This is a genomic window from Bradyrhizobium sp. USDA 376, assembly GCF_054063675.1.
The window spans coordinates 1,939,510-1,952,008 of the sequence record NZ_JBSSGN010000001.1; the positions used below are offsets into that span (position 1 = coordinate 1,939,510).

Sequence of the window (12,499 nt, forward strand, 5' to 3'; positions counted from 1 at the left end):
ACCAGCGTGCCCATGACCACGTGCTGTGGTTATGGGTCCTGGCTTTCGCCAGGACGACATTGGGGCTTACGGCTTAACGACAACCCCAGTTCCTCCCCCGGCACGGCATTTCGCTGTCGCCTGCACCCGTCCAACGCGCTAGATTTGCAGGGAAAATGAGACCGGGCGCGTTGGCGCCCAGGGAGAAGCGCGCTCGCCATGCTGCACGACTGGGGCGTGATCGCCGCCGCCTTCGGCTATATCGGCTTCCTGTTCCTGGTGGCGAGCCATGGCGACCGCCGTTCGCTGGCCGGACCCGGCCGCGCGTCCGGGCTGATCTATCCGCTGTCGCTGGCGATCTACTGCACCTCCTGGACCTTCTTCGGCTCGGTCGGCTTCGCCACCCGCACCTCGACCGACTTCCTTGCGATCTATGTCGGTCCAATCCTCATGATCGGGCTCGGCACCGGCGTGCTGCGCCGCGTGATCCAGCTCGCGAAGGCTCATAACATCACCTCGACCGCCGACTTCATCGGCGCGCGCTACGGCAAGAGCCAGGCAGTGGCAGCCACCGTGGCGCTGATCGCGATCATCGGCTCGGTGCCCTACATCGCGCTCCAGCTCAAGGCCGTCGCCTCCTCGCTGGAGACGATCCTGAGCGAGGACCAGGCCTTCTCCCACATCCCGATCCTCGGCGACATGGCGCTGATGGTGACGCTGGCGATGGCGGCCTTCGCGGTGCTGTTCGGCACGCGGCAGACCGACGCCACCGAGCACCAGCACGGCCTGATGCTGGCGGTCGCGACCGAATCCATCGTCAAGCTGGTCGCCTTCCTCGCCGCCGGCATCTTCGTTACCTTCTGGATGTTCTCGCCGCACGAGCTGATCGAGCGCGCCATGAAAACGCCGGAGGCGGTGCGCGCGATCAACTATTCGCCGTCGATCGGCAACTTCCTGACCATGACGCTGCTGTCGCTGTGCGCGATCATGCTGCTGCCGCGCCAGTTCCACGTCAGCGTGGTGGAGAATTCCAGCGATGCCGAGGTCGGCCGCGCGCGCTGGCTGTTCCCGCTCTACCTCGTCGCCATCAATCTGTTCGTGATCCCGATCGCGCTCGCCGGCCTCGTCACCTTCCCGTTCGGTGCGGCCGACCCCGACATGTACGTGCTGGCGCTGCCGATGGAGGGCGGCGCGGATCTGCTCAGCGTCGCCATCTTCGTCGGCGGCCTGTCGGCGGCGACCGCGATGGTGATCGTCGAATGCGTCGCGCTCTCCATCATGGTCTCGAACGACCTCGTGGTGCCCCTGGTGCTGCAACGACGGCCGGAGGGACGCACCGGCGGCGCCGATTTCAGCGACTTCCTCCTGCGCTCGCGCCGGCTCGCGATCTTCACCATCATGGTGATGGCCTATTTCTACTATCGCGCGCTCGGCAACACCCAGCTCGCCGCGATCGGCCTGTTGTCCTTTGCCGCCATCGCCCAGCTCGCACCGAGCTTCTTCGGCGGGCTGTTGTGGCGGCGCGCGACCGCGCGCGGCGCGATCGGCGGCATGCTGGTGGGCTTTGCGGTGTGGCTCTACACGCTGTTCATGCCGAGCTTCATGGATTCCTCGACGACGGGCATCCTGTGGCTCCAGCACGGCCCGTTCGGGATCGAGGCGCTGCGGCCGCAGGCGCTGTTCGGCGCCGACCTGCCGCCGCTGATGCACGGCGTGATCTGGTCGCTGTCGCTCAACATCCTCACCTATGTGCTGCTCTCGCTGGCGCGGCGGCCGTCGTCGATCGAGCTGGTGCAGGCCGATCTGTTCGTGCCCAACACGCTCGCCCCGATCGCCCCGAATTTCCGTCGCTGGCGCACCACCGTCACGGTGCAGGATATCCAGTCCACGGTGGCGCAATATCTGGGGCCCGACCGCGCCCGGCATTCCTTCGAAGCCTTCACGGCGCGGCGCAATGTGCGGCTGGAGCCCGGGGCACCCGCCGATTTCGAGCTGTTGCAGCACGCCGAGCACCTGATCGCCTCGTCGATCGGCGCTGCCTCCTCGCGCCTCGTGATGTCGCTGCTGCTGCGCAAGCGGACGGTCTCCGCCAAAGCCGCGCTGAAGCTGCTCGACGATTCCCATGCGGCGCTGCATTTCAACCGCGAAATCCTTCAGACCGCGCTCAATCATGTGCGCCAGGGCATTGCGGTGTTCGACGCCGATCTGCAACTGATCTGCTCCAACCGGCAGTTTGGCGATCTCCTCAACGTCCCCCCGCATTTCATCCAGTTCGGTACGCCCTTGCGTGAAATCCTGGAATTCATGGGCGTGAGCGATCCGGACAATCAGGCCGACCGCGAGGCGATGATCGAGCAGCGGCTCGTGGCCTACACCACCGACAGCGAGCCCTATCTCGAGCGTCTGCCGGAACGCCACATGGTGATCGAGGTGCTCACCAACCGCATGCCCGGCGGCGGCTTCGTCATCACCTTCACCGACGTCACGCCGACCTTCGAGGCAGCGGAAGCGCTGGAGCGCGCCAACGCGACGCTGGAAAAGCGCGTGCGCGACCGCACCGAGGAATTGACCCGGCTGAACTCGGAACTCGCGCTTGCCAAGAGCACGGCGGAAGATGCCAGCATCTCCAAGACGCGCTTCCTCGCTGCCGCGAGCCACGACATTCTCCAGCCGCTGAACGCGGCGCGGCTCTACGTCACGAGCCTGGTCGAGCGTCAGCACAGCGGCGAGGAGACGCGGCTGGTCGAGAACATCGACGAGTCGCTCCAGGCGATCGAGGAGATCCTCGGCGCGCTGCTGGACATATCCCGTCTGGATGCCGGCGCAATGGCGACCTCGATCTCGAGCTTCAAGATGGCCGATCTGATGCGCTCGCTGGAGATCGAGTTCGCGCCGATCGCGCGCGCCAAGGGCCTCGATCTCGCCTTCGTGCCCTGCTCGCTGCCGGTGCAGTCGGATCGGCTGCTGCTGCGGCGCCTGCTCCAGAACCTGATTTCCAATGCGATCAAATACACCCCGCGCGGCCGCGTGCTGGTCGGCTGCCGACGCCAGGGCGCCTCGCTCAAGATCTGCGTCTACGACACCGGCGTCGGCATCCCGCCGGTCAAGCGCGGCGAGATCTTCAAGGAATTCCATCGCCTGGAGCAAGGCGCGCGGATTGCGCGCGGCCTCGGCCTCGGGCTCTCGATCGTCGAACGGCTGGCGCGCGTGCTCAACCACAGCATCGCCATCGGTTCCAATGTCGGCGGCGGCTCGGTCTTCTCGGTGACGGTGCCGACGGCGAAGGCGATCACCCTCACCGCCGCCGTCACCAGCGCCACGCCGCTGGCGCGCACGCCGATCGCGGGCGCGTTGATCGTCTGCATCGAGAATGATGCCGCGATCCTCGACGGCATGCGCACGCTCCTGAAGGCCTGGGACGCCGAAGTGATCGCCGTCGCCGATCCCGAAGCCGCGATCGCCGCGATCGAGACTGCCGGCAAGCGCGTCACTGGCCTGCTCGTCGACTATCACCTCGACCGCGGCAACGGCATCGCCGCGATCCGTGACGTCCGCCGCCGCTTTGGCGATGCCATTCCCGCGATCCTGATCACCGCCGACCGCAGCCCCGCCGTGCAACAGGCCGCGCGCGAGGAAAAGATCGCGGTGCTCAACAAGCCGGTGAAGCCGGCCTCGCTCCGCGCCCTGCTCGGCCAATGGCGCACGCAGCAGATGGTGGCGGCGGAGTAAGACGCGCCGCTGCTCAGAAGTCCGTGGAGACGCTGAGCGAGCGCCACTTCTCCAATTCCTCGAGGCGGTGCCTGTCCGTCGCGGCGATGGCGTTGACGGCGTCGCTGCCGAGCGCAATCCGCAAGGGCGGACGATCCAAGTCGGCGAGCTTCAGAACGACGGCGGCCGCCTTGGCCGGATCACCCGGCTGGCGGCCGTCATAGTTGCGCTGCATCCTGACGGCGGCGCCAACGACGGCGTCGTACTCCGGACGTCCTTCGCCGGTCGCGTGCGCGGCCTGGGCAAAGCCGGTCCGGAAGCCGCCGGGCTCGACGATCGTCACATGCACGCCGACCAGCGCCATCTCGCGCGCCAGCGACTCCGAAAAGCCCTCGATTCCCCATTTCGCGGCCGAATAGGCCGCGCGTGCCGGGGAGCCGATCCGGCCGCCGACGGACGAGACTTGCACGATGTGACCGCGGCGCTGCCGGCGCAGCACCGGAATCGCTGCCTTGGTGACGATGATGGTCCCCATCAAATTGGCCTCGATCTGCCGCCGGAACGAGTCCAGGCTCGTGTCCTCGACCGATCCGAGGTCACCATAGCCGGCGTTGTTCACGACCACATCGAGGCCACCGAACGTCGTCACAGCGAGCGCAATGGCTGCTTGCGCGGCAGCTTCATCCGTGACGTCGAGCGTTGCGAGCCGCAGTCTTCCGAAACGTTCCCGCAACGATTCGAGCGGTCCGAGCGTCCGCGCAGTGGCAACCACCTGGTCGCCCGCGGCGAGCGCCGCTTCCGTGATAGCACGGCCAAGCCCGCGCGAGCTGCCGCTGACGAACCAGGTCTTCATGCTGGCCTCCGCAAGGTCTCAAGGCGCAAGCCGGGTGAAAACATAATCGCGGCTCCTGGCGCGGGCTTCGTGACAGCCCCAGCAGGTGCGGTGCTGGGCCTCGTCGACCGGCTTACCGTTGATGAACCGTCCAAAACCCCAGCCGCCGGTTGAGGCGTATTTCTTGGAATCCTTGACCATCACCTGGACCGTGGTGGCGGCGCCGGGAATCGTCGCGGATGCGAATTCCGGTGACTGTTTCCGCTTCCAGGCGCGCTTGACCAGAATGGTGCCGTCCGGAAACGGAAGCTTGCCGGCCTGATAGGCCTCGATGGCAGTCTGGTCGCCGAGGACAGCGCGAAGCTCGTCAAGCGGCGCCGCTTCTTCGGCTGGCGCGATCAGCTCCCACTGCTTGTAGCCCTGCGGAATCGTGACGCCGAAGATCGGCGAGGCGTCTGCCGTGTTGTTTTGCGCCGGTTCTTCGGCAACGGCGATCGAGACCAAATAGGGCACGCAAGTCAGGAGAACGACGAGAAGGAGCACGGCAAGCGTGATCACCGTAGCGTAGGAGCGCTTTTTCGTTTCAGGTTCGACAGGCGTCATGATGTTTCTTCAAACGGGGATCGCGGAATGTCCTCGGTCCAGCCGCGCTGGACCGAGGCATCGAATGAGTCCTCAGGCGCCGTCGGCGTCGATGACGGCCTTGGCAAAGGCCTGCGGGGCTTCCTGCGGCAAGTTGTGGCCGATGCCGCCTGTGATCAGGCGAAAGTCGTACCGGCCGGAGAATTTTTTGGCATAGGCGCTGGGATCGGGATGCGGCGCGCCATTGGCGTCACCTTCCATCGTGATCGTCGGCACGCTGATGACGGGAGCTGCCGCGAGCCTCTTTTCGAGCTCCTCATACTTCGCCTCGCCCTGGGCGAGCCCGAGCCGCCAGCGATAATTGTGGATCGTGATCGCGACATGATCCTTGTTGTCGAGCGCCGCCGCGCTGCGGTCGAAGGTGGCATCGTCGAACTTCCACTGCGGCGAGGCCAGCTTCCAGATCAGCTTGGCGAAATCGTGCGTATACTTCTCGTAGCCGGCGCGGCCGCGCTCGGTGGCGAAATAGAACTGGTACCACCATTGCAGCTCGGCCGATGGCGGCAACGGGGCGCCGCCAGCGGCCTGGCTGGAGATCAGATAGCCGCTGACCGACACCAGTGCGCGGCAGCGATCCGGCCACAGCGCGGCGATGATGTCGGCGGTGCGCGCGCCCCAGTCGAAGCCGGCGACGACGGCCTTCTTGATCTCGAGCTTGTCCATCAGCGCGATGATGTCGGCGGCCATCGCGGCAGGCTCGCCGTTGCGCGGCGTCTCGCTGGACAGGAACTGCGTCGTGCCGTAGCCGCGCAGGTAAGGAATGATCACGCGATAGCCGGCCTTGGCGAGGATCGGCGCGACATCGACGAAGGCGTGAATGTCGTAGGGCCAGCCGTGCAGCAGGATCGCCACCGGACCGTTCGATGGACCCGCCTCCGCATAGCCGACATTGAGGACACCGGCCTCGATCTGCTTGATCGGGCCGAAGGATGCATTCGATGTGGAGGCGCGCGGCGCTTCCGTTTCGGCGCGGGCAAGGTCGATCACGCCGAGACCGACGGCGACCGTTCCGGCGGCGAGGCCAAAGAACTTGCGGCGGTGCTGGTCGATGAGCTGCTTCATGATGGGTTACCTCGTTGAGGGTGGTGGTGGTGCGTCAGGTCAGCGCGACCGCGACGTCGATGTTGCCGCGGACGGCCTTGGAATAGGGACAGGTCTGGTGCGCCTCATCGATGATGTCGCGCGCGACCTCGCGATCGAGGCCCGGCAGGCTGACATTGAGCCGCGCACGCAGCGCGAAAGTGCCCTCATCGAGGAGCAGGTCGATTTCCGCATCGATCGCACTTTTTCTGGGAAGCACGATTTTCCGCTTGCGCGCGGCCATCTCCATGGCGCCTTCGAAACATGCCGACCAGCCGGCTGCGAACAATTGCTCGGGATTGGTGCCGATGCCGGTACCGCCCGGCGGCGACACTCTGACATCCAGGCGGCCATCGGAGCTGCGGGACATGCCATCCTGCCGCCCGCCGCTGGTGCGGGTCCTGGCCGTGTAGAGCAGCTTTGCCGCTTGCGTCATGAAAGTCTCCTTGCCGTCGCGCAACTGACTATCAGCCGCCCCGGCAGGACACCCGTTGGGACTTGTGAGAAGTTGTGAGGCCGGCAGGGAACCCGGTCAGGAGACCTGCATACGCGGTCTGATGCCGATGCAAGGCCGGTCTTGCCGGATCGGCGCCCGCTGGCTATCCGGTTTTCCAAATGAGCAAGATTTCGCGATGACTGAACCGGCCGCGCCCGCGGCAACGACACTGTCGTTCGGGCCATTCACCGTGAGGCCGCATGAGAGGCTCGTGATGCGCGACGGCGTCGCGCTGCCGATGGGCGCCAAGAGCTTCGATACGCTGATCGCACTGATGTCGCGGCCGAACGAGGCCGTCAGCAAGTGGGACCTGATGGCGCAGGTCTGGCCCGGCATGGCCGTCGAGGAGGCCAACTTGCGCTTTCACATTGCGGCGCTTCGCAAAGTCCTCGGCGACGGCAAGGACGGCGCCCGCTACATCACCACGCTCTCGGGCCGTGGCTATTGCTTCGTGGCGCCGATCTCGCAAACGGAGATTGCGGCGAAGCCGCGCCCCGCGCCGCGGATGGAGCTGCCGCCGGTGAAACTGCCGAACCGGCTGCAACGCATGGTCGGACGCGACGATGCGGTCGCCGCCATCTCGGACAAGCTCATCACCGCCCGCTTCGTCACGATCGCCGGCCCGGGCGGCGTCGGCAAGACGGCCGTTGCCGTGGCGATCGCTCACGACCTGCTCGAAACGTTCTCCGACGCCGCACACTTTGTCGATCTTGCCGCGCTCAGCGATCCCGATCTTGTGATCACGTCGATCCTGCTGATGCTGGGCCTGCCGGCCGAGGCCGACGATCCCCTGCCCGCGCTGCTCGCGCATCTGCGCGACAAACGGATGCTGCTGATCCTCGACAATTGCGAGCACGTCATCGCCGCGGCGGCACCGCTGGCGGCGGAGATCTTCCACGCCGCACCGCATGTCCATATCCTTGCAACCAGCCGTGAAGCCCTGCGTGTCGAGGGCGAGCAGGTCTATCGACTGGCGCCCCTCGCCGTACCGCCGGACAGTGCCGGACTGACTGCTGCGGCCGCGCAGACCTATCCCGCGCTTCAGCTCTTCATCGAACGGGCGACCGCCGCCGGCGCGCAGATTGCGCTCGACGACGGCAATGCCGCGATCGTCGCCGGCATCTGCCGCAAGCTCGACGGCATGGCCCTGGCGATCGAGCTCGCCGCCGGCCGGGTCGAAGCCTACGGCCTGGAGCAGACGGCGGCGCTGCTCGACGAGCGCCTCAATCTGCTCTGGCAGGGCCAGCGCACCGCGCCGCCGCGGCAAAGGACGTTGCAGGCGACGCTGGACTGGAGCTACGGGCTGCTGTCCGACATCGAGCGCCTCGTGCTGCGCAGGCTCGCGGTCTTCGCCGGCCATTTCACCATCGACGCCGCGCTCGAGGTCGTGCCGGACGAACACGTCGACCGCGCCCGGCTGTTCGACGCCATCGACAGCCTCGTCGCCAAGTCGATGGTCGCGCCGCGACCGGTCGGTGCCATGATGCGTTACCGCCTGCTCGACACGACGCGCGCCTATCTGCTCGAGAACGAGCCAAGCGACGCGGCACTCTCGGCGCGCCACGCGACCTACTACCGGCGATGGCTGGAGCAGGCCGGCACGACATGGGCGACGGTGCCGAGCGCCGACGAACGGGCCATCCATTTCTCGGCGCTTCACAACGTGCGCGCCGCTCTGGACTGGTGCTTCGGCGCGAACGGCGATGCAGGCATCGGCATCGCGCTTGCAGCTGCGGCCGCGCCCATCTTTCTGGCGATGTCGCTGCTGATCGAATGCCGGCGATGGTCGGAACGGGCGCTGCTTGCGGTCGATGCGTCCTCGCGCGGCAGCGCCGAGGAGATGCACATCCAGGCCGCTCTCGGCCTGACCTTGATGTTCACGCGCGGCGGCAGCGAGGCGGCGCGCACGGCCTTGAGCCGGGGTCTCGCGATCGCGCAGGCGCGCAGCGACGCGCCGAACCAGCTTCAGCTGCTCGGCCGGATGCACATTTTCCACGAGCGGATGGGACAGTTCGACGCCGCACTTGGTTACGCGCGGCAGAGCCTCACGGTTGCCGAGGCGCTGGGCGATGCCGCCTCGATCGCCCTCGCCCATTCCCTGCTGGGCGTTTCGCTGCATCTGGCCGGTGAGCATCGTGACGCGCTGAACATGCTGCAGGCTGCCTGGCAGGGGCCAGGCACGGAGCGGATCAGCACGGTCCACGGCTTCGATCACCGCAACCGGGCCGGCATCTCGCTGGCACGGGAGCTTTGGTTGCAGGGCCGGCCCGCGGAGGCGCGGCAGTTGGCGCGGCAGACGGTCGACGAGGCCGCGCAGATGGACCATCCGATCACGCTTTGCATCGCGCTGATCTGGGCGGTTTCGATCGATCTCTGGAGCGGAGAGCTCGACGATGCGGAAGAGAACATCGACCGCTTCATCGCGCATGCCGAGTCGCGCTCGATGGGCCCTTACCTCGCGGTCGGCCGGGGCGTCAAAGGCGAGCTGGCGATCCGGCGCGGCGACGCCGCCGCAGGCGTCGAGACGATAAGAGCCAGCCTGCGCGAGCTCCACGGCGCCGGTTACGAGCTGCTCACCACGACGTTCAACATCGCGCTGGTTCAGGGGCTTCTGGCGCTCGGGCAGGTCGAACAGAGCGCGTGCCTGATCGACGATGCGATCCGGCTCGTCGAGCAAAGTGGCGATCATCTCTACATGCCCGAGCTGCTGCGGATGAAGGGCAAGGTCCAGCTGTCGCTCCCGGCGCCAAGCACCGGCGACGTGGAAGGCCTCCTGATTCAGTCGCTCGAACTTGGCCACCGCAAGGGCGCGAAAGCCTGGGAGCTCCGGGCAGCGATCGATCTCGCCGGACTTCTTGCCGAACGCGGCCGGCACCAGGAAGCGAAGCGATTGCTTCAATCTGTTCTTGAGGGCTTTGCCGAAGGTTCTGATACGGCGGATATTAGGGTCGCCAACGAACTGCGACGGACATTATCAACCCCGTCATCCTGAGGTGCGAGTGGCGCGATGCAAAAGCATCGCGCCGGGAGCCTCGAAGGATGACGGGTCTGTTGACGACAGGAGACTCACCCCGTCGGCGTGCCCTGCTTCCACTGGCCGCCGGCGATCTTCGCGGCCGCAATCACCGCTTGCGTGCGGCTCTCGACACCGAGCTTTTGCAGGATGGCCGAAACGTGGGCCTTGATGGTGGCTTCGGAGACGCCGAGCTCGTAGGCGATCTGCTTGTTGAGCAGTCCCTCTGACAGCATCATCAGGACCCGGACCTGCTGCGGGGTCAGCGTCACCAGGCGGTCGCGCAGGCGCGTCATGTCGGGGTCGACAGCGGCGGACAGGTCGGTGTCGGCGGGAACCCAGACGTCGCCTTCCATCACCTTGAGAATGGCGTCGCGCAGCGTCTCGACGCCGAAGCGCTTGGGGATGAAGCCGGAGGCGCCGAAATCGAGCGAACGGCGGATCGTCGCGCTGTCGTCGGAGGCCGAGACGATCACCACCGGGACTGCCGGATATTGCGCGCGCAGATAGATCAGGCCGGAGAAGCCGGAGATGCCGGGCATCGAGAGATCGAGCAGGATCAGGTCGACGTCTGAGGTCTGTTCCAGGAGCTTGGTCAGATCCTCGAACGATCCGGCCTCGTCGATCCTGGCCGAGGTCAGGACGCTCGCCACAGCCTGCCGCAGCGCGTCGCGGAACAGGGGATGATCATCGGCAATGACGAGATGGGTCGAGGGAGCGTTCATCGTTCTCTTGCTGTCGTTCGCGACCGCCCGGCGAGTCGATGCCGCGGCAGGTCAATTCTTCCCTGCCCGGCCGTGGCATGCAAGTGCACATTATCCCTTTGCTGCAAAGGGGTTAATCCGCAAGCCTTCGCGGCGCGCACCGGCGCCCGATACCGGGCAGTCAGGTGCGCGTCAGTGCGCAAGGCCGAAAGTCGTATTGGGGCGGGTTTCACGCCGATGTTACCTTGCGGGCAAGACCTGGGGCGATCCGGCATGTCCGGACACCTGGGGGCGCGAGGAAACGCATTTCGGGGAGCGACTCAATATGTCGACAATGGCTGTGTCTCAGTCTGGCGCAGGAGGGATGACGAAGGACGAACGTTTCGTCATTCTCGCCTCCTCGCTCGGTACCGTCTTCGAGTGGTACGACTTTTACCTCTACGGTTCGCTGGCCGGCATCATCGGCGCCCAGTTCTTCTCGGCCTATCCGCCGGCAACCCGCGACATCTTCGCGCTGCTGGCCTTTGCCGCGGGCTTCCTGGTGCGTCCGTTCGGCGCGATCGTGTTCGGCCGTATCGGCGACATCGTCGGCCGCAAATACACCTTCCTCGTCACCATCCTGATCATGGGTCTGTCGACCTTCATCGTCGGCCTGCTGCCCAACGCGGCGACCATCGGCATCGCGGCCCCGATCATTCTGATCGCGCTGCGCCTCGCCCAGGGCCTGGCTCTCGGCGGCGAATATGGCGGTGCGGCGACCTATGTCGCGGAGCATGCTCCGAACGGCAAGCGCGGCTACTACACCTCCTTCATCCAGACCACGGCGACGCTCGGCCTGTTCCTGTCGCTGCTGGTGATCCTGTTCACCCGCACCGCGACCGGCGAAGCCGACTTCGCGGCCTGGGGCTGGCGCATTCCGTTCCTGGTCTCGGTGCTGCTGCTCGGCATCTCGGTCTGGATCCGGCTCCGCCTCAACGAATCGCCGATCTTCCAGAAGATGAAGGAAGAGGGTAAGAGCTCGAAGGCGCCGCTGACGGAAGCCTTCGGCAACTGGCAGAACGGCAAGCTCGTGCTGCTCGCCCTGCTCGGCGGCGTGATGGGCCAGGGCGTGGTCTGGTACACCGGCCAGTTCTACGCGCTGTTCTTCCTGCAATCGATCCTGAAGGTCGACGGCTATACCGCCAACCTCCTGATCGCCTGGTCGCTGCTGCTCGGCACCGGCTTCTTCATCGTGTTCGGCGTGCTTTCCGACAAGATCGGCCGCAAGCCGATCATCCTCGGCGGCTGTCTGATCGCGGCACTGACCTTCTTCCCGATCTTCAAGATGATCACCACCAACGCCAACCCGGCGCTGGAAAAGGCGATTGAGTCGGTGAAGGTCGACGTGGTGGCCGATCCCGCGGGCTGCGGCGACCTGTTCAACCCGGTCGGCACCCGCGTCTTCACCGCGCCTTGCGACACCGCACGCGCCTACCTGTCGCAATCGTCGGTCAAGTACACGACGACGTCGGGTCCGGCCGGCTCCGGCGTGAAGGTGATGGTCAACGGCAAGGAAGTCGCCTACGCCAACGCCAAGGACGGCAATCCGGCCATCCTCGCCGCCGTACAGGCGGCCGGCTATCCGAAGCCCGGCGATGCGGGCATCGTGAAGATGGCGCATCCGTTCGACATCTTCCGTCCGCAGGTGGCCGCGACCATCGGGCTGCTGTTCATCCTGGTGATCTTCGTCACCATGGTCTACGGCCCGATCGCGGCGATGCTGGTCGAACTGTTCCCGACCCGCATCCGCTACACCTCGATGTCGCTGCCCTACCACATCGGCAACGGCTGGTTCGGCGGCCTGCTGCCGGCGACCGCTTTCGCCATCGTGGCCTCCACCGGCGACATCTATGCCGGCCTCTGGTATCCGATCATCTTCGCGTCCATCACCGTCGTGATCGGCTTCCTCTTCCTGCCTGAAACCAAGGACGTCGACATCAAGGCGACCTGATCGAAGGCACCGATCGACAACACGAACCGGCCGCGGTCTCCGCGGCCGGTTTTGT

At 66.1% G+C, this 12,499-nt stretch carries 8 protein-coding genes; 3 read left to right on the forward strand and 5 right to left on the reverse strand.

Annotation, left to right across the window (positions count from 1 at the left end; genetic code table 11):
• Positions 1 to 198: 198 nt before the first annotated feature.
• On the forward strand, positions 199 to 3,708 hold the full coding sequence (locus ACVJ19_RS08960; RefSeq protein ID WP_453949289.1) for a PAS domain-containing hybrid sensor histidine kinase/response regulator: 3,510 nt from the start codon (positions 199 to 201) through the stop codon (positions 3,706 to 3,708).
• A 13-nt stretch (positions 3,709 to 3,721) separates the two neighbouring features.
• Here ACVJ19_RS08960 and ACVJ19_RS08965 read toward each other — a convergent pair whose 3' ends face one another.
• The 4 genes from ACVJ19_RS08965 to ACVJ19_RS08980 form a co-directional block, all read right to left on the reverse strand.
• Positions 3,722 to 4,540: an SDR family NAD(P)-dependent oxidoreductase gene (locus ACVJ19_RS08965; RefSeq protein ID WP_453949288.1), complete on the reverse strand. Its 819-nt coding sequence runs from the start codon at positions 4,538 to 4,540 to the stop codon at positions 3,722 to 3,724.
• An 18-nt stretch (positions 4,541 to 4,558) separates the two neighbouring features.
• Positions 4,559 to 5,122 carry a cytochrome P460 family protein gene (locus ACVJ19_RS08970; protein ID WP_453949287.1) on the reverse strand — a complete coding sequence of 188 codons (564 nt, stop codon included), beginning with the start codon at positions 5,120 to 5,122 and terminating at the stop codon, positions 4,559 to 4,561.
• A gap of 72 nt (positions 5,123 to 5,194) precedes the next feature.
• Positions 5,195 to 6,223, reverse strand: a complete 1,029-nt coding sequence (locus tag ACVJ19_RS08975; RefSeq protein ID WP_453949286.1) for an alpha/beta fold hydrolase — start codon at positions 6,221 to 6,223, stop codon at positions 5,195 to 5,197.
• Positions 6,224 to 6,257: 34 nt separating this feature from the next.
• A complete protein-coding gene (locus ACVJ19_RS08980; protein WP_453949284.1) occupies positions 6,258 to 6,677 on the reverse strand; it encodes an organic hydroperoxide resistance protein in 420 nt (139 codons plus the stop codon).
• Positions 6,678 to 6,873: 196 nt separating this feature from the next.
• Between ACVJ19_RS08980 and ACVJ19_RS08985 the strand changes: the two genes are divergently transcribed.
• Positions 6,874 to 9,729 carry an ATP-binding protein gene (locus ACVJ19_RS08985; RefSeq protein ID WP_453949283.1) on the forward strand — a complete coding sequence of 952 codons (2,856 nt, stop codon included), beginning with the start codon at positions 6,874 to 6,876 and terminating at the stop codon, positions 9,727 to 9,729.
• A gap of 74 nt (positions 9,730 to 9,803) precedes the next feature.
• On the opposite strand, the gene ACVJ19_RS08990 is transcribed toward ACVJ19_RS08985, so the two are convergent.
• The gene (locus tag ACVJ19_RS08990; protein ID WP_453949282.1) at positions 9,804 to 10,475 is read right to left on the reverse strand and encodes a response regulator; all 672 of its coding nucleotides are present in this window, start codon (positions 10,473 to 10,475) and stop codon (positions 9,804 to 9,806) included.
• Positions 10,476 to 10,818: 343 nt separating this feature from the next.
• Between ACVJ19_RS08990 and ACVJ19_RS08995 the strand changes: the two genes are divergently transcribed.
• Positions 10,819 to 12,444 carry an MFS transporter gene (locus ACVJ19_RS08995; RefSeq protein WP_453949281.1) on the forward strand — a complete coding sequence of 542 codons (1,626 nt, stop codon included), beginning with the start codon at positions 10,819 to 10,821 and terminating at the stop codon, positions 12,442 to 12,444.
• The last annotated feature ends 55 nt before the right edge of the window (positions 12,445 to 12,499 follow it).

Excerpts from the sequence above, each read along its gene's own strand:
- ACVJ19_RS08960 (WP_453949289.1), top strand. The coding sequence starts at position 199 with ATGCTGCACGACTGGGGCGTGATCGCCGCCGCCTTCGGCTATATCGGC.
- ACVJ19_RS08965 (WP_453949288.1), bottom strand. The coding sequence starts at position 4,540 with ATGAAGACCTGGTTCGTCAGCGGCAGCTCGCGCGGGCTTGGCCGTGCT.
- ACVJ19_RS08970 (WP_453949287.1), bottom strand. The coding sequence starts at position 5,122 with ATGACGCCTGTCGAACCTGAAACGAAAAAGCGCTCCTACGCTACGGTG.
- ACVJ19_RS08975 (WP_453949286.1), bottom strand. The coding sequence starts at position 6,223 with ATGAAGCAGCTCATCGACCAGCACCGCCGCAAGTTCTTTGGCCTCGCC.
- ACVJ19_RS08980 (WP_453949284.1), bottom strand. The coding sequence starts at position 6,677 with ATGACGCAAGCGGCAAAGCTGCTCTACACGGCCAGGACCCGCACCAGC.
- ACVJ19_RS08985 (WP_453949283.1), top strand. The coding sequence starts at position 6,874 with ATGACTGAACCGGCCGCGCCCGCGGCAACGACACTGTCGTTCGGGCCA.
- ACVJ19_RS08990 (WP_453949282.1), bottom strand. The coding sequence starts at position 10,475 with ATGAACGCTCCCTCGACCCATCTCGTCATTGCCGATGATCATCCCCTG.
- ACVJ19_RS08995 (WP_453949281.1), top strand. The coding sequence starts at position 10,819 with ATGACGAAGGACGAACGTTTCGTCATTCTCGCCTCCTCGCTCGGTACC.